Below are 23,809 nucleotides of genomic sequence, written 5' to 3'. Positions count from 1 at the left end.
CTCCCCCGGGACGCAGATCACATCCTGGGGGAGATTCGGTCACGATCGCGGCTCGGCCGGGTTCAAGCGGTCCCCGGCGCGGGAGTGCGGAACCTGGCCGGAAACCGCCCTAGGGTCCGCGACGGCTGTACGAGGGCTCAGCTCAGGCGCTCGATCACCATGGCCATGCCCTGTCCGCCGCCCACGCACATGGTCTCCAGACCGAACTGCTTGTCGTGGAACTGCAGGCTGTTGATCAGCGTGCCGGTGATGCGCGCGCCGGTCATGCCGAAGGGGTGGCCGACGGCGATCGCGCCGCCGTTGACGTTGACCTTGTCCAGCGGCAGGCCGAGGTCCCGGTAGGAGGGGATGACCTGGGCGGCGAAGGCCTCGTTGATCTCGGCGAGGTCGATGTCGCCGATGGTCAGCCCGGCGCGCGTGAGCGCCTGCTTGCTGGCCTCGACCGGGCCGTAGCCCATGATCTCGGGGGAGAGGCCGGAGACGCCCGTGGAGACGATGCGGGCCAGCGGGGTCAGGCCCAGCTCGCGGGCCTTGGTGTCGGACATGATCACGAGGGCGGCGGCGCCGTCGTTGAGCGGGCAGCAGTTGGCCGCGGTGACGAGTCCGTCGGGGCGGAACACCGGCTTCAGGCCCTGCACGCCCTCCAGGGTGACGCCCGCGCGCGGGCCGTCGTCCTTCGAGACGACCGTGCCGTCCGGCGTCGTCACGGGGGTGATCTCGCGCTCCCAGAAGCCGTTCTTGATGGCTTCCTCGGCGAGGTTCTGCGACCGGACGCCGAACTCGTCCATGTCCTGGCGGGTGACGCCCTTGATCCGGGCCAGGTTCTCGGCGGTCTGGCCCATCGCGATGTACGCGTCGGGGACCAGGCCCTCCTCGCGCGGGTCGCTCCAGCTGGTGCCGGTCTGCTCGGCGCGGGCCGCGGTGCGGGCCTCGGCCTCGGCGAAGAACGGGTTGCGGGTGTCCGGCAGGCTGTCGGAGTTGCCCTTCGCGAAGCGGGACACCATCTCGACGCCGGCGGAGATGAAGACGTCCCCCTCGCCCGCCTTGATGGCGTGCAGCGCCATACGGCTGGTCTGCAGCGAGGAGGAGCAGTAGCGGGTGACCGTACATCCGGGGAGGTGGTCCATCCCCATCTGCACGGCGATGATGCGGCCCAGGTTGTTGCCCTGCTCGCCGCCGGGGAGGCCGCAGCCGAGCATCAGGTCGTCGATGTCCTTCGGGTCCAGCTCGGGGACCTTGGCCAGCGCGGTCTGAATGATGGTCGCGGTCAGGTCGTCCGCGCGCAGGTCCTTGAGGGACCCCTTGAAGGCCCGGCCGATCGGCGAACGGGCAGCAGAGACGATCACGGCTTCGGGCATCACGCGGCTCCATGAGGGCTGGAAGGCAGGAAGGCTGGGCTGCCTTGGAAGTTACCCGGACGTATAGCTGAGGTCACCCAACAGACGATGTGATGCGGACCTCTTTTCTAAGCAACCGCTCAGTCGCCCGCAATGTTCCCGGCCGGGCGGTGCTCAGGCCCGGCGCCAGGTCGCTCCCGAGCCGCGGCCCGGCATCGGCCGGCCGTTCCTGCCCGGGGCGGTGCCCGGTTCCGTGCCGCTCTCCTTGACCGGGCCCGCGCCCGGGTCCGGCCCCGTGCTCGTGCCGGCACCCGTGTCCTTGTCCTTGTTCTCGTGCGGCACCGGCTCCGTGTGGGCCGGGAGGCGCCGGCGCCTGCGGTGCTTGAGCAGGGCCCAGGGAGCCCTGGCCCCCGTGACCTCGGTGCCCGCCTCGCGCGCGGCCCTGGACGCCGCCTTGGCCACCGGCAGCATGCCCTCGCGCCGCGAGCTGTCCAGATGGTCGGATTCCGGCCACAGTCCGAGTGCGGCGCAGAGCGTCGGCAGCATCGCCATCGAGGCGGTCGCGTACCCCTCGGCCGAGGGGTGGTAGTTGTCCGGGCCGAAGAGCTCGCGGGGATTCGCCTCGAACTCCGGGCCGAGCAGGTCACCCAGCGAGACCGTCCGACCGCCCTGCTCCACCGCGCCGATCGTCTGCGCCGCCGCCAGCTGCCGGCTCACCCGCCGGGCCAGCCAGCGCAACGGCTGGTAGACCGGCTCGATCGTGCCCAGGTCGGGGCAGGTCCCCACCACCACTTCCGCGCCGGCCGTGCGCAGCCGTCGCACGGCCGTGCTCAGACAGCGCACCGACTGCGTGGCGGGCATCCGGTGGGTCACGTCGTTCGCACCGATCATGATCGCGCAGACGTCCGGCACCCCCGAAGGGTCGGCCAGCACCAGCGACACCTGGCGGTCCAGGTCGTCCGACCGGGCGCCCGGCAGCGCCACGTTCCGCAGATCCACCGGCCGCTCGGCCACCGCCGCCAGCCCGGACGCCAGCAGGGCGCCCGGGGTCTGGCCGGCCCTGCGCACCCCCTGGCCCGCCGCCGTCGAGTCGCCCAGCATCACGAAGCGCAGCGGATCGGAGGGGCCGGCGAAGGCCACCCCGTAACGCCCGTCGGCGCTCGGCGGGACCGGCGCCTTTCCGCCGCCCACCTGCCGTTTCGCCAACTGCACCTCGGCCAGCACCAGGCCGACGGTCGCCGCTCCGATCAGCCCTACGCTGCCGCCCCCGTAAGCCGCACCCGCCGCGATCCGCCGTGCCACCCTCGCTCTCGACACAGTCCGGTCCACCTCCTCCGTGCCGTACAGCCGTACACAGCACTACCTGCCCCGCCAAGGGCGTAGCTCAATCGCTTCGTCCAATCTCGTGCCCGTACGCATACTCTTGGCGGACCATCTCGGAGATCCCGGAGTACACGGTGCAATTCCACGATTCGATGATCAGTCTTGTCGGCAACACCCCGCTGGTGAGGCTGCGCAATGTGTCGGCAGGCATTCAGGCGACGGTCCTGGCCAAGGTCGAGTACTTCAACCCCGGCGGGTCGGTGAAGGACCGCATCGCGCTGCGCATGATCGAGGCTGCCGAGCAGAGCGGCGAGCTGAAGCCCGGCGGCACGATCGTCGAGCCGACCAGTGGCAACACGGGAGTCGGCCTGGCCATCGTCGCCCAGCAGAAGGGCTACAAGTGCGTCTTCGTCTGCCCCGACAAGGTGTCCACGGACAAGATCAACGTCCTGCGCGCGTACGGCGCCGAGGTCGTGGTCTGCCCGACGGCCGTCGATCCCGAGCACCCGGACTCCTACTACAACGTCTCCGACCGGCTGGTCCGTGAGACCCCGGGAGCCTGGAAGCCCGACCAGTACTCCAACCCGAACAACCCGCGCTCGCACTACGAGACCACCGGCCCGGAGCTCTGGGAGCAGACGGACGGGCGGATCACCCACTTCGTCGCGGGCGTCGGCACCGGCGGCACGATCACCGGCACGGGCCGCTATCTCAAGGAGATCAGCGACAACCGGGTGCAGGTCGTCGGCGCGGACCCGGAGGGCTCCGTCTACTCCGGCGGTTCGGGACGGCCGTATCTCGTGGAGGGCGTCGGCGAGGACTTCTGGCCGAGCGCCTACGACCGCACGGTCACGGACGAGATCGTCGCGGTCTCCGACAAGGACTCCTTCCAGATGACCCGCCGTCTCGCCAAGGAGGAGGGGCTGCTCGTCGGCGGCTCCTGCGGCATGGCGGTCGTCGCGGCCCTGGAGGTCGCCGAGCGCCTGGGTCCCGATGACGTGGTGGTCGTCCTGCTGCCGGACAGCGGCCGCGGTTACATGAGCAAGATCTTCAACGACGAGTGGATGGCCGACTACGGCTTCCTGGAGGACACCGGCCCCTCGGCCAGGGTCGGCGCGGTGCTCGACTTCAAGGACGGCCCGCTGCCCTCGCTCGTCCACATGCACCCGGAGGAGACGGTCGGCGAGGCCATCGACGTGCTCCGGGAGTACGGCGTCTCCCAGATGCCGATCGTGAAGCCCGGCGCGGGTCACCCGGACGTGATGGCCGCCGAGGTCATCGGCTCCGTCGTGGAGCGCCAGCTCCTTGACGCGCTGTTCACCCAGCGGGCCACGCTCTCCGACCCGCTGGAGAAGCACATGTCGGCGCCGCTGCCGCAGGTCGGCTCCGGTGAGCCCGTCGAGGACCTGATGGCCGTGCTCAGTGGTGCGGACGGTGCCGATGCGGCGATCGTCCTCGTCGAGGGCAAGCCGACGGGTGTCGTGAGCAGGCAGGACCTGCTGGCCTTCCTCGCGAAGGGCTCCGCGCCCAAGCCGTAGCGGGCAGGTTTCCGGGGTTCGCGAAATCGGTACGAGCGCGACACGTACGCGCAGCACCGGCTTAACACGGCTCCGGCAGAGTAATGGGTGTCGGCAGGGAAACCCGCCGGCACCACATACGGCGACACGGACTACGGAGCGGCTCCCGGACCTCCACCGTCGCCCGGACGCGACACCCGGCCCTGACCCGGGACCGCGTCCCTCGCGGGGACCGCCGTCGTCCCGCCCCCTGGGCAACCGGGGGTGCGGCGGTCCCCGCGATTATTCGTGCCCGCGGGCACGCGGCCCCTGTCGCTCGCGCCGCCGGGTTCCTCAGTCCTCCCAGTCGGACGGATACCGCTTCCCTGCCCGGGCCCAGTGCCACGTGCGGGCGGCGTGAACGGCGTTCACCCCGAAGATTCCCAGCCAGGCCACGACGAGCCCCTCGATCCCGGCGTTCGCGACGCCGATGGCGGACAGCGGGATCGCCAGCACCAGCGACACGATCCCGAAGCCGTAGCGCTCGGCGAAGACCCCGAACGGCCTCGTCTGCCGTGCGGCGCCCCGTGCGGCGGCCATCTGCTGCTCGGCGAGACCGCGTCGCATCCGCCGGTCGACCGTTCCGTCGAGCCGCTGCTCGACCTTCTCCAGGAACGAGTCGATGAGCGCGGCCTCGTATTCGGGCCCCAGCTCGGCACGGGCCTGGAGGGTGGCGTCGAGCTCTCGCTTGAGCTCAGGGTCACGGGCTTCCATACCCAGTACGTTACGAAGCCGACGTCCCCGGGTCAGTGGGGTTAGCCCCCCGGTTTGCGCCCTCCTTCGGGCAGGGCGCCCCGTGCCCCCTCGGCGTAGCGTTGATGCCGGAGACGGGAGGCGTCCCATGGCCACCACGACGTCGTCCGCCCGCACCATCCCCCGTACGACGGGGACGCGGGCCCGCAGGGTCAACGAGGCGGAGCTGCGGGCGACCCTGTCCACCTTCCGCGAGCTCTCCGACGAGGACTGGCGGCGCCCCACGGTCTGCGACGGCTGGACGGTCCGGGACATGCTCGCCCACACCGTCGGCCAGTTCGAGGAGCTGCCGCGTCCCTGGGTCGCCGTGCGCCGTGTCCGGCAGGCGGCGCGGACCCATCCGGGGCTCGGCCCGCTCGACGGGCACAACGAGGTCCAGATCGAGGACCGCAAGGCCGTCCCCGGGCCCGAACTGATCGGCGCCCTCGCGCACTTCGCACCGCAGGGACTCATCGCCCTGCGCCGCATGCCCGCCCCTGCCCGCCGCAAGGTCCGCCTCAGCCTGCTCTACCCGGAGGCGAGGGCACTGCCCGACGACTCGATGGACTACCTCGGCAACGTCCTGCTGGTCCGCGACACCTGGATGCACCGGGTGGACCTGGGGGACGCCACGGGCGCCGAACCGGTCCTCGACGGGCACGACCGGGAGATCGTGAGCCAGGTGGTGCTGGACCTGGCCCTCTCCTGGACGGGGCCCTCGGCGGAACTGGACCTCCGCGGTCCGGCGGGCGGGCACTACCTGCTGGGCATCGCCGCCCCGGCCGCCACCCTCCGCGCGGACGCGGTCGACTTCGCCCGGCACCTGTCCGGCCGGCCGACGCGAGGGCGCCTGGAGCTGGAGGGGGACCCCGAGGCCGGGGCGGCGCTGCTGGCGGCTCGCGTCGTGTTCTGACGCGGTGCGCCGCCGTCACGGGGCCCCGGCGACGGAGGGGCCCGGCGTCAGGGGGGAGTGACCTCGGCGAGGAACGCCTCGGGCGTGACGGCGTAACCCAGGCTGTTGATGACGGCGACCGGGGTGCTGTCGATCAGTACCGTCGGGGTGGACCGGACACCGCTCGTCGCGAACGCCGCCGACACCTGCGCCGCCCAGGGCAGATAGGTGCGCTCCATGACCTTCTGCCGGAAGGAGTCGGAGCGCAGCGCCTCGACCTCGCCGGCCAGCCGCAGCAGGTTGTCCCGGTCGGCGAAGGCGTCGACGTCCTCGCTGGGCTGATCGGCGTACAGGGCCCGCAGATAGTGCATGAACGGCTTCTGGCCCACGTCCACCGCGGCTCCCAGCGCCGCCAGCGCCTCCAGGGACCCGCTGCCGCCCGCGTTGTCGTCGATGAACGTGCCGAAATGGTGGTCCACCGCGAAACGGCCCTCGTCGGCGGCCCGCTCCATCACGGCCCCGAGGTCCAGCTCCATGCGTTTGCAGTAGGGGCAGCGCAGATCGGCGTAGACGCTCAGCACATGTGCGGCGTCGTCGTCCCCGTAGCGGACGACGATGCCGCCGGGCCCTCTCGTATTGGCTGGGATCATGCTCCAAGGGTCGGCAGGGGAGAGCGGTCCCGCAATGCGAGCCGCCGGCACGGCGGCCCGGCCGGGACCGTGGACGTGCAGGCGACCGGTCTGTATATGGACATGCAGACTGCTTGCTGGCTGAATGGATTTCTCGGGTGCCGGACCGGCGCGGCGGAGTTTCTGGAGGGGACAGCATGAGCGGGAGCAGCCCGGCTGCGCGGTTGCAGCGGCTCTTCGAGGGGCAGCGGCTCACGCCCACCCAGCGGCGGATCGCGCACTCCATGGTGCGACGGGCCGCGGACGCCCCGTTCCTGTCGAGTGTGGAGCTGGCCGAGCTGGCAGGGGTCAGCCAGCCGTCCGTCACCCGCTTCGCCGTGGCGCTCGGGTTCGACGGCTATCCGGCCCTGCGCAAGCACCTGAGGGAGGTCGCACCGGCCGGAGCGGAGAGCGGCACGGGGACGGAGGAGTCCTTCAACGAGTACCAGCAGGCGGTGCGGGCCGAGATCGAGAACCTGCGGCAGCTGTCCGAGCTGCTCGCCGACCCGGCCCCGGTGGAGCGCGCGGGGCGGCTGCTCGCCGCGTCCGGGCCGCTGCTCGTGCTCGGGCTGAGGGCCGCGTCCTCGCAGGCCAGGGGGTTCGGCTACTTCGCCGCCAAGGTGCACCCCGATGTGCGGGTGCTCGACGAGGGCGGCAGCATGCTGCACGACCGGATCGACGCCGCGCGGAGCGCGGGCGCGAGCGTGCTGCTGTGCTTCGCGCTGCCGCGGTATCCGCGTGAGGCCGTGGACGCGCTGGCGTACGCGCGGGCGCAGGGACTGACCGTCGTGACCGTGGCCGACTCCGCGTTCGCCCCGGTGGCCGCCCACAGCGATCTGCTGATCCCGGCCGCGGTGGGGACCGGGCTGGCCTTCGACACCGCGTGCGCGCCGATGCTGCTGGGGCGGGTGCTGCTGGAGGCCATGTGCGACGGGCTGCCCGACGCGCAGGCACGGCTGGAGGAGTTCGACGCGAGGGCCGCGGCGCGGGGGCTGTTCGTCGAGTGACGGGCCCGCTTCCGCCGATTCTCAGACGTCGCTCATCTGTGCCCGTTAATCTCCGCGCCCAGAAGGTGCACAGGGAGCTGCGGGAGAGGGGTACGGACGTGGGGCGCGGAGCGCAGTCGTTGGCGAGGGTGGCCGTGATCGTACGGGCCGGGGCCTCGCCGCTGTGGTGGCCGGGGCTGCTCGCGGCGGCCGTCGGGGCGTTCGTACCGGGACTGACCGGGCGGCGGATCGGGCTGACGGCCGGTGCCGCGCTGTTCCTGGTGGCCCTGGCCGTCGTGGCGTTCTCGCGTACGGGGAGGTACGCGGAGCTCGCCAGGGGGGCCACCCGGGCGGGGCGGAGCGACTTCCTCCAGGACCGGGACGTGACCGTGCGGAACTGGCGGCGCGGATACCGCTGGCCGCTCGCCGGGGCGTTCCTCGTGGCGGTGGCGAGCGCTGCCGTGCTGCCGGGGGCCGGGGGGCTCCTGCTGGCCGGTGCGGGCGCCGGGCTCTGGCTGAAGTCCGTACGGATCGGACAGCGGGAGCGGCGGGAGGACGTCCTGTACTGGGTGCGCACCGACTGGGTGGAGCGCGGGCGGCCCGCGGGCAGCCGGGTGAAGGGCTACCGGACGACCGGGCCCATGGCGGGGGACGCCGCACCCGGAGGGGCGCGGCGTCGCCGCCGGTGAGGACGGGGGGTCAGACCTCCAGGGACGCCTCGATCTTCCGCAGCTGGTGGCGGGCCATCGCGAGATTGGCCCTGCCGCCGTCCAGCACGAGGTAGAGGAACAGGCCGTTGCTTCCACGGGTCTTGAGCAGCCGGATCAGGTGGAACTGGGTGCCCAGCGTGATCAGGATGTCCTCGATCTCGTCCTTGATCCCCAGGTGCTCCATGGTGCGGAGCTTGGCGCGCACGACGTCCGTGTTGCCGGCCGCCGCGACCTCCAGGTTGAACTCCTTGCCGCCGCCGAGGGTGCCCAGGGCCATGCCGCTCGTGTAGTCGACGAGAGCGACACCGAGGGTGCCCTCGATCGACGACATCGCTTCCTTCAGTGACGCTTCGGTGTTGGCCATAGTGCTCGATTCCTTTCCCTGGCCGGCCCGTTGGCCGGTCCGTTTCTGGCGTACGGGTGTCACGTGAGATCGGGTGTGGTGGTGCGGCGGGGCAGGCCCCCGGTCTGCTGCGGTCGCGAGGGAGGTGCCGGCCGGTCGGTGTGTTCCTGTGCGGCGTCGACCACTTCGCCGATGCGCGCGCCGGCCCTGCGGCCTTCCAGATGGAGGCGGCCGACGTTGATGCGGTCCTCGGCGAGCAGGGTCAGGACGGCGGAGGAGCCCGCGGCGTAGGTGGCGATGTAGCCGTTCTCGCCGCGGATCAGGAGTTCGCGGAAGCCGCCGCGTCCGGTGGCGTCGGTCATCCGGATCGAGACGCCGAGTGCCGCGGCCGTCAGGGCGGCGACGCCCTCGGCCTCTATGCCAGGGGTGTCCTGGGCGACGATCAGGCCGTCGGTGCTGGCGGCCAGCGCGCCGGTCAGGAGGGGTACGCGGGCGCGTAACCGCTGGAGCTCGTCGAGGACGTCCTGCACCTCGGCCTCGGGCACCATCAGCTGTCTCCTCCCGGCACGCTGTCTGAGCGCGCGTATCACAGGGCCTCCAATGCGTCTCTGAGCCGGCGCAACAGGGCGACGTCGGGGTCGTTCGTGACCTCGGGCAGCGGGATGCGGCCGGGCTCCGATACGGACCCGGCTGTGGCCGGGCGGACCGCTTCGACCAGTCCGGCGGCGGCGAGCCGGCGTAGATCGACGAGGATGTGGAAGGCCGAGCGGCCCAGTTCCGTGGCGATGTCCGTGGCCGTGCGCTCGCCGTCGACCAGGGCCAGGACGCGTCGCTGGCGCGGGGGGACGGGGGCGTCGACGGGGCGCGCGGTGGGGACGAGCGGGGCGCTGTCGGTGAGCGCGTCCGGCCAGATGCGGTCCAGGAGTTCGCGGCGCCGGAGCGTCTCGCGCTGCACGGCGTGCACGGGCACCGGGCGGACGGGGCCGATCCAGTGGGAGACCCCGTAGCGGAAGCGGGCCGGGGTGTTCGTGGGGGCCAGGGCGAAGAAGGCCGCGTCGTACAGCGCGCCCAGATGGCAGAGCTCCAGGGCGCCGCCGGGGACCCGGCCGCTGTCCACGAGATAGCGGCCGACCCGCTGTCCCGCGCCCGCCTGGGCGACCGCGTCCCACCAGCCCTCGGAGCGCAGGGCCCCGCCGGTGGTGAGCAGGACGTCGATGCCGGGGGTGGCGGGGCTCTCGGCGTGGACGACCTGGCCGTCGGCGAGGTAGAGGGTGCCGCGGTCCCGCATCAGCGCCCCGGTCGCGCGCTCGGCCGCCAGCCGCTGGAGCATCGGAGACGGTGCGGCCCGTTCGGAGAGGTCCGCTCCGGCGGCGCCGGTGGCCCTCATGCCAGGACCAGCCGCTCCGCTATCTCGCCGAGCCGTATGCGGGCGAGGGCCAGATTGCCCTCCGCGCGGTCCAGCCACAGGTGGAGGAAGACGCTGCTGTCGAAGGCGGTCTCCACGAAACGGAGGATGTGGTAGCCGGGGGCGGTGGTGACGATGACGTCCTCGACGGCGGGGGCGGGCGGGCCGGACGCGCTCGCATGCCCCTCCGCCTGTGCGAAGACGGGCTGTTCGGCGGCCATCCTCGCCACCTCCGCCGTCTCGGCGGCCGTCGCCTCGTGGTCGCCGTTGGGCGACTCACCGATGGTGCCGAGCGCGAGACCGCTGGTCCAGTCGACCACCGCGGCACCTCGGGCACCGGGCAGCCTCATGACTTCGATGAGGCACTCGTCGATTCCGGGCACCGCGGATTCCCCTCCCGACGTGGCGTACGGATGTAGTGGAGAGGCTACGCAACGTGTGCGGTCCTGGTGGGAGTTCTGGCATTTTCCATTGGTACATGCGCTCGCCGCTGTAAAGGACGGCAGGTGGACGCGTCGCGGCCGGTCGGAATCCGTCCTACCGGCTGTCGTTCCTCCACGGCGAACGGGTCGTTCCGTGCTCGTTCTCAGGCCTTCTCGGCCTTCTCCCGGGCCGACATCACCGCCTTGTTGACCGCCCAGAGACCGATTCCGATCAGCAGGAGGATTCCGGCGCGGATGTAGACGTCCGCGGCCCGGTCGGCGAGCGGGCTCGCCAGGATCAGGGAGGTGACCGCCCCCAGCACGGGCAGCGCCGTCGGCGCACGGAAGTGCCGGTGCTCCACCCGGTCCTTGCGCAGCACGAGCACGGCGATGTTGACCACGGCGAAGACGCAGAGGAGCAGGAAGGACGTGGTGTCGCCGAGGCCCTCGATCTCGCCGGTGGAGACCAGCCCGACGGCGAGCGCGGTCACGAAGACGATGCCCACCCAGGGGGTGCGGCGGCGGGCGAGGACGCGGCCCATCGTGGGGGGCAGGATGCGTTCGTTGGCCATGCCGTAGCAGAGGCGCGAGGCCATCATGATGTTGATCAGCGCGGAGTTGGTGACCGCGAACAGGGCGATCAGCGCGAAGAGCCTGGGCGGGAAGTCGATGCCGCCCGCCTTCACCACTTCGAGCAGCGGCCCGCTGGACGTCTCCAGGGTGCGGTGGTCGACCAGGAGCGAGGAGACCAGGGCGACCAGGACGTAGATCGTGCCCGTCACCGCGACGCCGACGAAGATGGCACGCGGGAAGGTCCTGGCCGGGTCGCGGGTCTCCTCGGCCATGTTCACCGAGTCCTCGAAGCCGACGAAGGCGAAGAAGCCGAGCGCGGTCGCGCCGAGGATGCCGGTGAGCAGTGCGTAGCCCGTCCCGCCCGTGTCCAGATCGGTGAGCCTGGACGGCTGTCCGTCGCCCGAGAGGACCGCGTACGCGCCGATCGTGAGGATCACCAGGAGGCCGCTGAGCTCGACGATCGTCAGGACGACGTTGGCCTTCACCGATTCGGAGACCCCGCGCAGGTTGAGCGCCGCGAGGGCGAGGATGAAGAGGATCGCGACGAGTGTCGGCGGCAGCACGTCCGTGAACTCGCCGAGGTAGTCGCCGCTGAACGCGCGGGCCGCGGCGCTCGCGGACGACAGGCCCGAGCACATGACCATGAAGGCGACCACGAACGTCAGGAACGGGACCTTGAACGCCTTCTGGGTGTAGAGCGCGGCGCCGGCGGCCCTGGGGTACTTGCCGACGAGCTCGACGTAGGACGCCGCGGTCAGGAGCGCCACCACGAAGCCGATCAGGAAGGGCAGCCAGAGGGCCCCGCCGACCTTGCCCGCGACCTTTCCGGTCGTGGCGTAGATGCCGGTGCCGAGGATGTCTCCGACGACGAACAGGATGAGGAGCTTGGGGCCGATGACCCGCTTGAGCGCGGGCTCATCCGCCGAGGTCGTGGTCTGCGTCGAAGGCACCGGTCCTCCTCGGGGGGTGTGATGGCAGGACGTCTGCCCGGAGGAGGCGCGTGCCGCACCTGTTGACTAGAAGTATTCAGGTAGACAGGATGTGAATGGAAGCGTCACATTCGCGAGGAGGCATCCCCATGTCAGGACCCCGCCCCGTACGGGCACCGCGCGGTACGGAACTGAGCGCCCTGGGATGGCAGCAGGAAGCCGCCCTCCGCATGCTGCAGAACAACCTGGACCCCGAGGTCGCCGAACACCCCGACAAGCTCGTCGTCTACGGCGGCACGGGCAAGGCGGCCCGGGACTGGCGGTCCTTCGACGCCATGGTCCGTACGCTGCGGACGCTCAAGCAGGACGAGACGATGCTCGTCCAGTCCGGGCGCCCCGTGGGCGTCATGCAGACCCACGAATGGGCACCGCGCGTCCTGATCGCCAACTCCAACCTGGTGGGCGACTGGGCCAACTGGGAGGAGTTCCGCCGTCTGGAGGCCCTCGGCCTCACCATGTACGGGCAGATGACCGCGGGCTCCTGGATCTACATCGGGACGCAGGGCATCCTCCAGGGCACGTACGAGACGTTCGCCGCCGTCGCGGCCAAGCGGTTCGGCGGGACGCTCGCCGGGACCATCACGCTGACGGCCGGGCTCGGCGGCATGGGCGGCGCCCAGCCGCTGGCGGTCACGATGAACGACGGTGTCGCGATCTGCGTCGACGTCGACCCGCGCGCCATCGAGCGCCGGATCGAGCACCGCTTCCTCGACGTACGGGCCGACTCCCTGGAGCACGCGCTCCAGCTGGCCGTCGAGGCCCGCGACGCACGGCGCCCGCTCTCCATCGGCCTGCTCGGCAACGCGGCGGAGCTCCTGCCCCGGATGCTCGCCGAGGGGGCGCCGGTGGACATCGTCACCGACCAGACCAGCGCGCACGACCCGCTCGCCTACCTGCCCGTCGGCGTCGACTTCGACGACATGGCGTCGTACGCCGCCGAGAAGCCCGCCGACTTCACCCGGCGCGCCCGGGAGTCGATGGCCGCGCACGTCGAGGCCATGGTCGGCTTCATGGACGCGGGGGCCGAGGTCTTCGACTACGGCAACTCGATCCGGGGCGAGGCGCAACTCGCCGGATACACCCGGGCGTTCGACTTCCCCGGGTTCGTGCCCGCCTACATCCGGCCGCTGTTCTGCGAGGGCAAGGGGCCCTTCCGGTGGGCCGCGCTGTCCGGGGAGGCCTCGGACATCCACAAGACGGACAAGGCGCTGCTGGAGCTCTTCCCTGAGAACGAGTCCCTGCACCGCTGGATCAGGATGGCCGGGGAGCGCGTCCGCTTCCAGGGGCTCCCCGCCCGGATCTGCTGGCTCGGCCAGGGCGAGCGCGACAAGGCGGGCGACATGTTCAACGACATGGTCGGCAACGGCACCCTCGCCGCGCCCCTCGCGATCGGCCGTGACCACCTGGACTGCGGTTCGGTGGCCTCCCCCTACCGCGAGACGGAGGCCATGCTCGACGGCTCCGACGCGATCGCCGACTGGCCGCTCCTGAACGCCATGGTGAACGTCGCCTCGGGTGCCTCCTGGGTCTCCATCCACCACGGCGGCGGCGTCGGCATGGGCCGCTCCCTCCACGCGGGCCAGGTCTCGGTCGCCGACGGCACGAAGCTGGCCGGCGAGAAGATCCGCCGCGTCCTCACCAACGACCCCGGCATGGGCGTGATCCGGCACGTGGACGCGGGCTACGACATCGCGGAGTCGGTGGCGCAGGAGCGCGGCGTGCGCATCCCGATGCGGGAGGACGGCACCGCGTGAGCGCCACCTTCCACGCCATGTGGCGCTCGCTGCTGCCCATCGGCCGCAGCGACGCCTCCGGTGGCTACCGCCGCTACGCCTGGACCGGGGCGGACGCCGAATGCCGCCTGTGGTTCCGGGCGCAGGCCGAGGCGCGCGGCCTCGTCACCGAGACCGACCGCAACGGCAACCAGTGGGCCTGGCTCGGAGACCCGCTCGCCGGGGACGCCGTGGTCACCGGCTCCCATCTCGACTCCGTGCCCGACGGCGGCGCCTTCGACGGGCCCCTCGGCGTGGTGTCCTCCTTCGCCGCCCTGGACGAACTCCGCCGCAGGGGAGCGGTGTTCACCAGGCCCTTCGCCATCGTCAACTTCGGTGACGAGGAGGGCGCCCGCTTCGGGCTCGCCTGTGTCGGGTCCCGGCTCGCCGCCGGACAGCTGACCACCGAGGACGCGCACCGGCTCCGCGACGGGGACGGCGTCTCGCTGCCGCAGGCGATGGAGGCGGCCGGCCACGACCCCGACGCCATCGGACCCGACCCCGAACGCCTCGCCCGGATCGGCGCGTTCGTCGAGCTCCACGTGGAGCAGGGGCGCGCACTCGACCTGAGCGGTGACCCGGTGGGCGTCGCCTCGGCCATCTGGCCGCACGGCCGCTGGCGGTTCGACTTCCGGGGCGAGGCCAACCACGCGGGCACCACACGGCTCGCCGACCGGCGCGACCCGATGCTCACCTACGCCGAGACGGTGCTCGCCGCCCGTCGCGAGGCGGAGCTCGCCGGCGGCCTCGCGACCTTCGGCAAGATCTCGGTGGAGCCGAACGGCGTCAACGCGATCCCCTCCCTCGTGCGGGGCTGGCTCGACTCGCGCGCCGCCGACCAGGCCACCCTCGACGCCGTCGTCACCGGTGTCGAGCGGGCCGCGCGGGAGCACGCCGAGCGGGCCGGGATCGATCTCGCCGTCGTACGCGAGTCGTTCACGCCGGTCGTGGAGTTCCAGCACGCGCTGCGGGACGAGATGTGCCGGCTGCTGGGGCTGCGCGGTCCGGACGGCGCGGGGCGGACCGTGCCCGTGCTCGGCACGGGGGCGGGACACGACGCGGGTATTTTGTCCGCTTCCGTGCCGACCGCCATGCTGTTCGTACGGAACCCCACCGGGATCTCGCACTCACCCGCCGAGCACGCCTCGGAGGACGACTGCGTGGCCGGGGTGGGGGCACTCGCCGACGTACTGGAAGGTCTCGCGTGCAGCTGACAACGCAACCGACGGGCACACCGGTCACCGCGACGTACTGGATGTCCCACGCCTGGCTCGGCACCCATGTCGAGCCGGGGGTCCTGCTGGACGTGGCCGGAGGGCGTATCGCCGGTGTGCGTACGGGCATCGACGCTCCGCCGCCCGGTGCCACCACGCTGCGCGGCCTGACCGTCCCGGGGCTGGCCAACACCCACTCGCACGCCTTCCACCGGGCCCTGCGCTCCACCGTCCAGGTGGGCTCCGGCACCTTCTGGACCTGGCGCGAGACGATGTACCGCACGGCGGCCCGGCTCACCCCCGACACCTACTACGACCTGGCCCGCGCGACGTACGCCGAGATGGCGCTCGCGGGCATCACCGCCGTGGGTGAGTTCCACTACCTCCACCACGCGCCCGGCGGAACGCCCTACGACGATCCGAACGCCATGGGCGAGGCGCTGATCGCGGCCGCCGCCGAGGCGGGCATCCGTATCACCCTGCTCGACACCGCCTATCTCGCCGCCGGATTCGGCGAGAAGCCGAACCGGCACCAGCTCCGCTTCTCCGACACCACCGCCGACGCCTGGGCCGAGCGTGCCTCCCTCCTCAAGGGCGACGGCGACCAGGCCCTGATCGGCGCCGCGATCCACTCCGTGCGCGCCGTGCCGGCCGGGCAGCTCTCCACCGTCGCGGAGTGGGCACGGGAGCGGGCGGCCCCGCTCCACGTCCATCTCTCCGAGCAGACGGCGGAGAACGACGCCTGCCTCGCCGCCCACGGCCGCACCCCGGCCCGGCTCCTCGCCGACCACGGTGTCCTCGGGCCCTACACCACCGGCATCCACAACACCCACCTCACCGCCGAGGACATCGAGCTGCTGGGCAGCTCCCGGACGGGCACCTGCATGTGCCCCACCACCGAACGCGACCTCGCCGACGGCATCGGGCCCGCCACCGCGCTCCAGGGCGCGGGCTCCCCGCTCTCGCTGGGCAGCGACAGCCACGCCGTGATCGACCTCTTCGAGGAGGCCCGGGCGATGGAGCTCAACGAACGCCTGCGCAGCCATGTGCGGGGGCACTGGACCGCCGCCGCGCTGCTGAGGGCCGCCTCCGCCGAGGGGCACGCCGCGCTCGGCCGCCCCGACGCGGGCGTGCTCGAACCGGGCGCGCCGGCCGACCTGACCACCGTCGCGCTGGACTCCGTCAGGACGGCGGGGCCGGTGCCGAGACTCGCCGCGGAAGCGGCGGTATTCGCGGCCTCCGCGGCGGATGTGCGGCACACCGTGGTGGCGGGACGGCACATCGTCCGGGACGGACGGCACGCCCGGATCGAGGACGTGCCGGGAGCGCTGGCCTCCGCCATCGCCGCCCTGCACGGCTGAACACCCGCCCCGTGCCCCGGCCGGACGGCTGCCCGGCCCGACGGCTCGGGACCGGCCCCGGAACGGCCTCCCGGCCGGGCGTCGGCCCTGGAACGGCCTCCCGGCCGGGGGCCGCCCCCGGAACGGCCCCCACGCCGGGGACTGCCCCCGGACCGGCCTCGACGCCAGGGACCGCACCCGGGACCGCCCCCACGCCGGGGGCAAACCCCCGGCCCCGCCCGGCAGTACGCCCCGAAGAAAGTCCCCCAGTACGCCCCGAAGAACGCCCCCCGCCCGAGACCCCGGCAGCCCGGCCGGGCGGCGAACCCGACGAAAGCCGAGCCCGGATGACGACGACGACCACCCCGACGACCGCCATCACCCACATCGCGAACCTGGTCACCAACGACCCCTCCCTCGGTGACGGAACCCCCCTCGGACTGATCCGGGACGCGGCCGTCGTCATCGAGGGCGACCGCGTCGTCTGGACCGGTGAATCCAGCAAAGCACCCGCCACCGACAACGCCGTCGACGCGGAGGGCCGGGCCGTGATCCCCGGCTTCGTGGACTCCCACTCCCACCTCGTGTTCGCGGGGGACCGCACCGCCGAGTTCAACGCCCGTATGTCCGGACGCCCTTATTCCGCGGGCGGTATCCGAACGACCGTGTCCGCCACCCGCGCGGCGTCCGACGAGGACCTGTCGGCCAACGTCGCGCGCTATCTCGCCGAGGCGCTCCGGCAGGGCACCACCACCGCCGAGACCAAGTCCGGCTACGGCCTCACCGTCGAGGACGAGGCGCGCTCCCTGCGGATCGCCGCCCGCCACACCGACGAGGTCACGTTCCTCGGCGCCCACATCGTGGCCCCCGAACACGCCGACGACCCCGCCGGTTACGTGGACCTGGTCACCGGGCCGATGCTGGACGCCTGTGCCCCGTACGCCCGCTGGATCGACGTCTTCTGCGAGCGGGGCGCCTTCGACGAGGACCAGGCGCGCACGGTTCTCACCGCGGGCCTGGCCAGGGGCCTGCACCCCCGCGTCCACGCCAACCAGCTCGGCCACGGCCCTGGTGTCCGGCTTGCCGTCGAGCTCGGCGCGGCCTCCGCCGACCACTGCACCCACCTCGACGACGCCGACCTCGAAGCGCTCGGCCAGGGCAGCACCGTCGCCACCCTCCTCCCCGGCGCCGAGTTCTCCACCCGCGCCGCATGGCCGGACGCCCGCCGCATCCTCGGCGCGGGCGCGACCGTCGCCCTGTCGACGGACTGCAACCCCGGTTCCTCGTTCACCTCCTCCATGCCGTTCTGCATCGCCCTCGCCGTACGGGACATGGGCATGACCCCCGACGAGGCGGTCTGGTCGGCCACCGCCGGAGGCGCCGCCGCGCTCCGCCGCACGGACATCGGCCGCATCGTCCCGGGGGCCCGCGCCGACCTCGTGCTCCTCGACGCCCCCAGCCATGTCCATCTCGCCTACCGGCCGGGAGTGCCGCTGGTCAGGGCCGTGTGGCGGAGCGGGGAGCGGGTCGTGTGACGCACCGCGGGCGGCGGACCCGATTTTCACCGGTCGGTCACAAGATGTCGCGGCTGTCTACCGCGGAGTGACCGCGCCCGGTACCGTTCTGCGCAGCGTGGCTCAGGGGGGCAGGACCGGGGGGTCTGATGAGCAGTCGGCGCACACGTGTGGTCAGGCCCGGAGATCTGGGCGCGGGGGACATCGAGACCTGGCGGGAGCTGCGGGCGAAGTCCGGAGCACCCGCCCATCCGTTCATGGAACCGGAATTCACCCTCGCCGTCGGCCGTGTCCGGCCGCACGCGAGGGTGGCCGTGATCGGTGACGGCGCCGGGGGGACGGGCGGATTCCTCCCCTTCGAGCGGGGACGGCTGGGGCAGGGCCGGGCGATCGGCCTGGGCGTGTCCGACCTCCAGGGCGCGGTGCTGCGCCCCGGACTTCGGCCGGACGCCAAGGAACTGCTGCGGGCCTGCGGCCTCTCCGCATGGGAGTTCGACAACCTGGAGGAGGGGCAGGTCCTCTTCGAGCCGGACGCGGCCCGCTCGTACGCCTCGTACGTCATCGATGTCGGCGAGGGGTACGAGAGCTACGAGAAGGTGCTGCGCGCGCAGTCGCCGAAGTTCCTCAGGACCACCCTGGCCAAGGAGCGCAGGCTCGGCCGGGACAAGGGCGGGGTCCGGTTCGTCCTCGACGAGCGCGACCCCGCGGCGCTTCGGACGCTGATGGAGTGGAAGTCCGCGCAGTACCGCAGGACCGGCCGCCGCGACCGCTTCGCCAAGCAGTGGATCCGCGACCTCGTGGAGTTCCTCTTCCACACCAGGGCGCCGGGCTGCTCGGGCCTGCTCTCCGTCCTGTACGCCGGTGACCGCCCCGTGGCGGCCCACTTCGGGCTCCGTTCGCGGACGGTGCTCTCGTGCTGGTTCCCGGCCTACGACCCGGAGTTCGCGAAGTACTCCCCGGGGCTCGTCCTCCATCTGCGGATGGCCCGGGCGGCGGCGGACGACGGCATCGGGATGCTCGACATGGGGCGCGGGGCCGCCGAGTACAAGGACGCCCTGAAGACCGGTGAGCTGACGGTGTACGAGGGCGCGTCGGTCAGGCCGGGCGCGGGGGCCGCCCTCCAGTGGCTCGGCCGCGAGCCGTCCCGTCGCGCGCACGGCTTCGTGACGAAACGGCCCCGGCTCGCGGGCCTGGCGCAGCGCGGCCTCGAACGGGCCGGCCGGCTGCGCGAACCGAAACGTCCATAGCGTCGCGACCGGGGGGACCGGATGCCGTACGGGAACGAACAGGCCGACAGCGCAGCGCGGTTACCCGGCATCGGCCGGCTCGTGGGACTGGCCGTGGCCGAGCTGGAGCTCGACGCGCGGGACGGCTCGGGTGTGCGGATCGCCCCCGCACCCGGCGGCCCGCCCCTGGAGGACGCCCCGAGGGACGGCGACGACCTGCGGGTCTTCGCCCTCGTGCGGCTGCGGGGGCGGCCGGTCGGCACGGTCGTCGGGCGGGTCCGCAAGGGCGAGGACCCGGCCTCCGTCCTGGCCAGGCAGGCCGCGGACGAGCTGGCGCCGCCCGGTGAGCCTGCCGGGGACGGGCCGACCGGGGACGCACGGGGCGCGGACGCCCGACGAGGGGACATCCCCCGCGCCACGGTCGTCGTGGCGACCCGCGAGCGCCCCGAGCAGCTCGCCCGCGCCCTCGATTCGCTGCTCGCGCAGGACCACCCGGACTTCGACGTCGTGGTCGTCGACAACGCCCCGGCCACCACCGCCACCCGCGATCTCGTCTCGTCGGCGTACGCGGGGCGGGGCGTGCGCTACGTGCGGGAGCCGGTGCCGGGGCTGGCCGCCGCGCACAACAGGGGGGTCGCCGTCGCCGGGGCCGACGTCCTCGCCTTCACCGACGACGACGTCATCGCCGACCCGCACTGGCTCAGCGCCCTCACTCTGCCCTTCGGCGAGGACCCCGGGCTGGCCTGTGTCACGGGGCTGATCCTGCCCGCCAGGCTCAGCACCCCGGCGCAGATCCTGCTGGAGAGCCACGGCGGTTTCGCCAAGGGGTTCGCCGCGCGCCGGTACGACCCCGCGCACCCGCCTGCCGACGAGCCGCTCTTCCCCTTCACCGCCGGACGCTTCGGCTCCGGAGCCAACATGGCCTTCCGGGCGGGTCCGCTGAGGGCGGTCGGCGGCTTCGACCCGGCCACCGGCACCGGAACCCCCGCGAGGGGCGGCGACGACCTCTACGCCTTCGTGCGGCTGCTCGCCGAGGGCCATCCGCTGCTCTACACCCCGGACGCGATCGTCTGGCACCACCACCGGGAGCGCTGGGGCGACCTGTGCGGGCAGGCGTACGGCTACGGCGCCGGGCTCACCGCCTGCCTCACCGCGCTCCTGGTCCGCAGGCCGGCACTGCTGCCGCCCCTCCTGGCCCGGCTGCCCCGCGGCCTCGCCCATGCCCGGGCGATGACGGCGCCACGGGCCGACGGCGCGGGCGGGCGCGCGGGTGTTCCCGGTGCGCACGGTGCGTACACCTACCCGTGGCCCCGGCATCTGTCCCGTCTTGAGCGGCGCGGACTGCTGTACGGCCCCCTCGGATACGTACGCGCCCGGCTGGCCCTCCGCGGCGCGGCACGTCCGGGGGAGGGGAGATGAGCCCGCGCGGACCGGACGCGTCCGGAAGCCCCTTCGGACCCGGCAGGCCCGGAGGGCCGGGGGCGGCATCCCGGATTCCGGTGCTGCTCTACCACGCCGTGATGGACGATCCGCCGGACTGGATCGCCGAGTTCACCGTCACGCCACGGTCGTTCGCCGCCCAGCTGGACGCGATCGCCGCGGGCGGCCGTACGCCCGTCCCGCTCAGCGCCCTCGTCGCCCATCTCGTGGGACGCGAGCCGCTGCCGGAGCGCCCCGTCGTCCTCACCTTCGACGACGGCTTCGCCGATCTGCCGGGTGCGACGGCGGAGGCGCTCGCCGGGCGTTCGATGCCCGCCACCGCCTATCTGACCACCGGGGCGCTGACCCGGGCGGGCGGCAGCCTTCTGCCGCCCGCGCCGATGATGAGCCTCCGGCAGGCCCCGCTGCTGGAGCAGTACGGCATGGAGGTGGGCGCCCACACCGTCACCCACGCCCAGCTGGACACCTTGTCCGGCCCGGCACTCCGGGCCGAACTCACCGACTCCAGAGTGGCGTTGGAGGACGTGCTGGGCCACGAGGTGACCCATCTCGCCTATCCGCACGGCTACAACAGCCCGCGCGTGCGCCGTGCCGCACGGGCCGCCGGTTACGAGAGCGCGGTGGCCGTCCGGCACGCGCTGAGCTCCGCCGGGGACGAGCCGTTCCGGATCGCACGGCTGATCCTGCGCCGGAGCCACACCGTGCGGGACGTCGAGCGCTGGATGGCGGGCCGGGGCGCCCGGGTGGCCCCGTTCCCCGACGCCCCTCCGACCGTGGGGTGGCGGTGGTACCGCAGGGCCCGGGCCGCGGTGCGGGGTCCGGAGTTCGCGGGCTGATCCGGTGCGTCGCGGCAGCACGGAGAAACCGGCGAGAGCGCCACAAAGCCGAAGCACATTCCTATACTTCGCTTAAGGGGACAGCGGCGTGACGGCCGCGACCACATCCGTGGGGGGAGTCGCACCGTGCCACAGCATGTGCCCGTGCCGGTCAAGGGGGACGCCGGAGGGAGCGCCGGGCCGGTGCCGCCCCCCGGCCGGCCGCCGGGCGCCGCACCCGGGAAGGCGGCCCGCGGCCTTCCCGGTGCTCCGGGGCTCCAGTCGCTGCTGTCCTGGCTGCCGTTACTCCTGGCAGCCGGGCTCTGGACCCTCTCGCTGCCGCACATCGGTTTCCGCTCGATGGGGGAGTACGGCCTCCTGGACCGGCTGCCCCTCACCTACTACCTCTCCCTGCTCGTCCTGACCTTCGGCTTCCTGGTCGGCCTCCGCCGCGCGGGCACGGCCCCGTGGTGGCCCGCGCTCCACTGCGCCGGTCTGCTGATGGCCCTCAAGGGCGTCCCCGCCGTGCTCTACGACTCCGAGCGCTACCCCTGGGCCTCCAAGCACGACGCCGTGATCAACCATCTGCTGGCCAACGGCGAACTGCGCCCGGGCGAGGGCCTGTCCGGCAACATGTCGGCGTACGACCAGTGGCCCGGCTTCTTCACGCTCAACGCAGGTCTCGTCCGCGCCTTCGGTGCCGAGAGCGCCGCCGCCTTCCTGAACTGGGCACCCATCGTCCTCGGCCTGCTGATGATGCCCGTCCTGGTCCTCCTCTACCGCACCTTCAGCGAGGACTGGCGCCTCGTCTGGACCGCCGTCTGGATCTTCCAGCTCGCCAACTGGGTGGGGCAGGACTACCTCGCCCCGCAGGGCCTCGCCTTCCTCCTCCATCTCGCCGTACTCACCGTGGCCGTACGGCACTTCGTGCGGCCCGGTTCGGCGGGGAGGCTGCGCTCGCGCGCGTATCTCGACCCGGCCGCGGCGGCGGTCCCGCCGCCCACCGGCACCCGGCAGCGTGCGGTGTGCGTGGTGGTCCTCGCCCCGCTGATCCTCGCCGTGAACGCGGTGCACCAGCTGACCCCGGTGATGCTCTGCGTCACCCTGCTCGCCCTCTGCCTCACCCGCCGCTACCGCAACCCCGGGCTCCTCGCCGTGGCCGTGCTGCTCATGCTGGCATGGGACCTCACCATGGGCCGCCCGCTGTTCATGGAGACCCTGGGCACCCTGCGCGACTCGCTCGGCCGGCTCACCCAGAACTCCCGCGCGGGATACGCGGGCGAGCTCACCGGGGCGGGACCCGAGCTCGCGGGACGGGCGAACATCCTCATGGTGCTGGCCCTCGCCGCACTCGCAGGAACGGCCCTCCTGCTGCGCCGCCGCCTGGTGCACAGCTCCCTGCCGCTGCTGCTGGCCTCGCTCGCCCCCGTACCCCTGTTCGCCGTCAACGACTACGGCGGAGAAATGCTCTTCCGGGTCTATCTGTTCGCGCTGCCCGGCGCCGCGTTCTTCGCCGCCGCCGCGCTCGTGCCCGCGGCCGGGGGACTCGGGGCGCACCGGGTGCGTCCCGCCGTGCGCAGGGCCTGCGCGATCGGGCTCCCGGTGGCGCTGATCGCGCTGGCGGCGGGCTTCATGCCGTCCTACTACGGCAAGGAGCGGATGAACTACACCCCGCCCGCGGAGACCGCGCTCGTCACCCGGACCCTCGACAGCGCCCCGGAAGGATCGCTGATCCTGGCCACCACGGGCTCCTTCCCGCAGGCGCTGCACCGCTACGACCAGCTCGAACACTGGTTCTTCGCCGAGCAGGAGCTGCCCGAGAACACCGAGATGCTCGAGGACCCGGCGGGCTATCTGTCGTCCAGGCTGCCGGCCGGCACCACGGCCTACGTCATCCTCACGCCCACCCAGGACATCTACACCGCCGGAGAAGGGCTGCTGCCCCCCGGCGGCTTCGCACGGCTGACCAGGGACCTCACCGCCTCTCCGCTGTTCCGCGTCGTCGAGCGCACCGGACACGGCGTGGTGCTCCGCTACGACAGCCCCTGAGGCCCGACCGAACGGCAGAACCCGGAACAGGAAGGCAGCGACGTGTCCCAGAACCGGCAACCGGCGTTCCCCGCCAGGCAGATCCGGACCAGAGCCGCCCTGGCGCTCTCCGGGTGGGTGGCGCTCGCCGCGACCGCGCTGCCGGGAGGAGCGCCCCTGCGCTGGGCACCCGTGCTCCTCTTCGTCTGCTTCGGCCCCGGGCTCGCCCTGCTGTATCCGCAGCAGGGCCCGCTCAGGCCGGGGGCCCGCCTCGAAGCGGCGGCGCTCGCCGCGCCGCTCGGGCTCTCCCTGGGCGTCCTCGCGGCCACCGCGCTCTTCCTCGTGGAGCGCTTCTCGGGAACGTCGTTCCTGGTGGTGCTCGCCGCGCTCACCACCCTCGCCGCCGCCCTCCCCGGGCTTCCGCTGCCCGCCGCCACCCGGGGTGCCGTCGAGCGGACCGGGCCGACACCCGTGAGGCGCCGGTGACCCGCCACCGCACCCCGCGCACGCGTACGGCTCGGGTG

The 23,809-nt window shown here is 72.8% G+C and carries 22 protein-coding genes; 13 read left to right on the top strand and 9 right to left on the bottom strand.

Annotated elements, in window-relative coordinates; all coding sequences use genetic code 11:
- Window positions 1-137: 137 nt before the first annotated feature.
- Window positions 138-1,358 (bottom strand): acetyl-CoA C-acetyltransferase, encoded by a 1,221-nt coding sequence (locus tag AMK10_RS33685; RefSeq protein WP_073753089.1) that lies wholly within the window; start codon window positions 1,356-1,358, stop codon window positions 138-140.
- Between the two features lie 153 nt (window positions 1,359-1,511).
- A complete protein-coding gene (locus AMK10_RS33675; RefSeq protein WP_241839775.1) occupies window positions 1,512-2,639 on the bottom strand; it encodes an SGNH/GDSL hydrolase family protein in 1,128 nt (375 codons plus the stop codon).
- A 155-nt stretch (window positions 2,640-2,794) separates the two neighbouring features.
- Between AMK10_RS33675 and AMK10_RS33670 the strand changes: the two genes are divergently transcribed.
- On the top strand, window positions 2,795-4,198 hold the full coding sequence (locus tag AMK10_RS33670) for a cystathionine beta-synthase (RefSeq protein WP_073753088.1): 1,404 nt from the start codon (window positions 2,795-2,797) through the stop codon (window positions 4,196-4,198).
- A 312-nt stretch (window positions 4,199-4,510) separates the two neighbouring features.
- Here the strand turns inward: AMK10_RS33670 and AMK10_RS33665 are convergent, their stop codons facing one another.
- A complete protein-coding gene (locus AMK10_RS33665) occupies window positions 4,511-4,930 on the bottom strand; it encodes a hypothetical protein (protein ID WP_073753087.1) in 420 nt (139 codons plus the stop codon).
- Between the two features lie 127 nt (window positions 4,931-5,057).
- On the opposite strand from AMK10_RS33665, the gene AMK10_RS33660 reads away from it, so the two are divergent.
- Window positions 5,058-5,861: a maleylpyruvate isomerase family mycothiol-dependent enzyme gene (locus AMK10_RS33660; RefSeq protein WP_073753086.1), complete on the top strand. Its 804-nt coding sequence runs from the start codon at window positions 5,058-5,060 to the stop codon at window positions 5,859-5,861.
- A 47-nt stretch (window positions 5,862-5,908) separates the two neighbouring features.
- Here the strand turns inward: AMK10_RS33660 and AMK10_RS33655 are convergent, their stop codons facing one another.
- A complete protein-coding gene (locus tag AMK10_RS33655; protein WP_073753085.1) occupies window positions 5,909-6,490 on the bottom strand; it encodes a thioredoxin domain-containing protein in 582 nt (193 codons plus the stop codon).
- Between the two features lie 176 nt (window positions 6,491-6,666).
- On the opposite strand from AMK10_RS33655, the gene AMK10_RS33650 reads away from it, so the two are divergent.
- Together AMK10_RS33650 and AMK10_RS33645 are read left to right on the top strand one after the other, a co-directional pair.
- Entirely contained in the window at window positions 6,667-7,515 is an 849-nt protein-coding gene (locus AMK10_RS33650; RefSeq protein WP_073753084.1) for a MurR/RpiR family transcriptional regulator, read from the top strand.
- 128 nt (window positions 7,516-7,643) lie between these two features.
- Window positions 7,644-8,183 carry a hypothetical protein gene (locus AMK10_RS33645; protein ID WP_079180977.1) on the top strand — a complete coding sequence of 180 codons (540 nt, stop codon included), beginning with the start codon at window positions 7,644-7,646 and terminating at the stop codon, window positions 8,181-8,183.
- 10 nt (window positions 8,184-8,193) lie between these two features.
- Here AMK10_RS33645 and AMK10_RS33640 read toward each other — a convergent pair whose 3' ends face one another.
- The 5 genes from AMK10_RS33640 to AMK10_RS33620 all read right to left on the bottom strand — a co-directional run bounded on the left by AMK10_RS33640 (window position 8,194) and on the right by AMK10_RS33620 (window position 11,897).
- Window positions 8,194-8,568 carry a hypothetical protein gene (locus AMK10_RS33640; protein ID WP_073753081.1) on the bottom strand — a complete coding sequence of 125 codons (375 nt, stop codon included), beginning with the start codon at window positions 8,566-8,568 and terminating at the stop codon, window positions 8,194-8,196.
- 59 nt (window positions 8,569-8,627) lie between these two features.
- Complete coding sequence (locus AMK10_RS33635) at window positions 8,628-9,095, bottom strand: roadblock/LC7 domain-containing protein (protein ID WP_073753079.1); 468 nt, start codon at window positions 9,093-9,095, stop codon at window positions 8,628-8,630.
- A 38-nt stretch (window positions 9,096-9,133) separates the two neighbouring features.
- Window positions 9,134-9,934, bottom strand: a complete 801-nt coding sequence (locus tag AMK10_RS33630; RefSeq protein ID WP_073753077.1) for a helix-turn-helix domain-containing protein — start codon at window positions 9,932-9,934, stop codon at window positions 9,134-9,136.
- Window positions 9,931-10,335, bottom strand: a complete 405-nt coding sequence (locus AMK10_RS33625) for a hypothetical protein (protein WP_073753075.1) — start codon at window positions 10,333-10,335, stop codon at window positions 9,931-9,933. The genes AMK10_RS33630 and AMK10_RS33625 overlap by 4 nt, the downstream gene beginning before the upstream one ends.
- 203 nt (window positions 10,336-10,538) lie before the next feature.
- Window positions 10,539-11,897 (bottom strand): APC family permease, encoded by a 1,359-nt coding sequence (locus tag AMK10_RS33620; RefSeq protein WP_073753073.1) that lies wholly within the window; start codon window positions 11,895-11,897, stop codon window positions 10,539-10,541.
- A 128-nt stretch (window positions 11,898-12,025) separates the two neighbouring features.
- On the opposite strand from AMK10_RS33620, the gene hutU reads away from it, so the two are divergent.
- From hutU to AMK10_RS33575, 9 genes are all read left to right on the top strand, one after another.
- A complete protein-coding gene (gene hutU, locus AMK10_RS33615; RefSeq protein WP_073753071.1) occupies window positions 12,026-13,690 on the top strand; it encodes a urocanate hydratase in 1,665 nt (554 codons plus the stop codon).
- A 17-nt stretch (window positions 13,691-13,707) separates the two neighbouring features.
- Window positions 13,708-14,922, top strand: coding sequence for an allantoate amidohydrolase (locus AMK10_RS33610; protein WP_241839773.1), 1,215 nt, complete (start codon window positions 13,708-13,710; stop codon window positions 14,920-14,922).
- Window positions 14,913-16,283 carry a formimidoylglutamate deiminase gene (locus AMK10_RS33605; protein WP_073753067.1) on the top strand — a complete coding sequence of 457 codons (1,371 nt, stop codon included), beginning with the start codon at window positions 14,913-14,915 and terminating at the stop codon, window positions 16,281-16,283. The genes AMK10_RS33610 and AMK10_RS33605 overlap by 10 nt, the downstream gene beginning before the upstream one ends.
- Window positions 16,284-16,609: 326 nt before the next feature.
- Window positions 16,610-17,797 carry an imidazolonepropionase gene (hutI, locus tag AMK10_RS33600; protein ID WP_073753065.1) on the top strand — a complete coding sequence of 396 codons (1,188 nt, stop codon included), beginning with the start codon at window positions 16,610-16,612 and terminating at the stop codon, window positions 17,795-17,797.
- Between the two features lie 128 nt (window positions 17,798-17,925).
- Complete coding sequence (locus tag AMK10_RS33595) at window positions 17,926-19,023, top strand: GNAT family N-acetyltransferase (RefSeq protein WP_073753063.1); 1,098 nt, start codon at window positions 17,926-17,928, stop codon at window positions 19,021-19,023.
- 87 nt (window positions 19,024-19,110) lie between these two features.
- The gene (locus AMK10_RS33590; RefSeq protein WP_073753533.1) at window positions 19,111-20,421 is read left to right on the top strand and encodes a glycosyltransferase family 2 protein; all 1,311 of its coding nucleotides are present in this window, start codon (window positions 19,111-19,113) and stop codon (window positions 20,419-20,421) included.
- An 80-nt stretch (window positions 20,422-20,501) separates the two neighbouring features.
- Window positions 20,502-21,278, top strand: a complete 777-nt coding sequence (locus tag AMK10_RS33585) for a polysaccharide deacetylase family protein (protein WP_073753061.1) — start codon at window positions 20,502-20,504, stop codon at window positions 21,276-21,278.
- A gap of 126 nt (window positions 21,279-21,404) precedes the next feature.
- Entirely contained in the window at window positions 21,405-23,306 is a 1,902-nt protein-coding gene (locus AMK10_RS33580) for a hypothetical protein (RefSeq protein ID WP_241839759.1), read from the top strand.
- A 42-nt stretch (window positions 23,307-23,348) separates the two neighbouring features.
- On the top strand, window positions 23,349-23,771 hold the full coding sequence (locus AMK10_RS33575) for a hypothetical protein (RefSeq protein ID WP_073753057.1): 423 nt from the start codon (window positions 23,349-23,351) through the stop codon (window positions 23,769-23,771).
- Window positions 23,772-23,809: the final 38 nt, after the last annotated feature.

Origin of the sequence: Streptomyces sp. CB02058, from assembly GCF_001905505.1 — a bacterium.
Taxonomy (GTDB): domain Bacteria; phylum Actinomycetota; class Actinomycetes; order Streptomycetales; family Streptomycetaceae; genus Streptomyces.
This window is presented reverse-complemented; position numbering and strand designations above follow the sequence as displayed.

What these genes read in the sequence shown, in the direction of transcription:
- hutU (WP_073753071.1), top strand. Translation starts at nt 12,026, where the DNA reads ATGTCAGGACCCCGCCCCGTACGGGCACCGCGCGGTACGGAACTGAGC.
- AMK10_RS33635 (WP_073753079.1), bottom strand. Translation starts at nt 9,095, where the DNA reads ATGGTGCCCGAGGCCGAGGTGCAGGACGTCCTCGACGAGCTCCAGCGG.
- AMK10_RS33665 (WP_073753087.1), bottom strand. Translation starts at nt 4,930, where the DNA reads ATGGAAGCCCGTGACCCTGAGCTCAAGCGAGAGCTCGACGCCACCCTC.
- AMK10_RS33595 (WP_073753063.1), top strand. Translation starts at nt 17,926, where the DNA reads ATGAGCAGTCGGCGCACACGTGTGGTCAGGCCCGGAGATCTGGGCGCG.
- AMK10_RS33685 (WP_073753089.1), bottom strand. Translation starts at nt 1,358, where the DNA reads ATGCCCGAAGCCGTGATCGTCTCTGCTGCCCGTTCGCCGATCGGCCGG.
- AMK10_RS33655 (WP_073753085.1), bottom strand. Translation starts at nt 6,490, where the DNA reads ATGATCCCAGCCAATACGAGAGGGCCCGGCGGCATCGTCGTCCGCTAC.
- hutI (WP_073753065.1), top strand. Translation starts at nt 16,610, where the DNA reads ATGACGACGACGACCACCCCGACGACCGCCATCACCCACATCGCGAAC.
- AMK10_RS33630 (WP_073753077.1), bottom strand. Translation starts at nt 9,934, where the DNA reads ATGAGGGCCACCGGCGCCGCCGGAGCGGACCTCTCCGAACGGGCCGCA.
- AMK10_RS33640 (WP_073753081.1), bottom strand. Translation starts at nt 8,568, where the DNA reads ATGGCCAACACCGAAGCGTCACTGAAGGAAGCGATGTCGTCGATCGAG.
- AMK10_RS33650 (WP_073753084.1), top strand. Translation starts at nt 6,667, where the DNA reads ATGAGCGGGAGCAGCCCGGCTGCGCGGTTGCAGCGGCTCTTCGAGGGG.
- AMK10_RS33660 (WP_073753086.1), top strand. Translation starts at nt 5,058, where the DNA reads ATGGCCACCACGACGTCGTCCGCCCGCACCATCCCCCGTACGACGGGG.
- AMK10_RS33610 (WP_241839773.1), top strand. Translation starts at nt 13,708, where the DNA reads ATGTGGCGCTCGCTGCTGCCCATCGGCCGCAGCGACGCCTCCGGTGGC.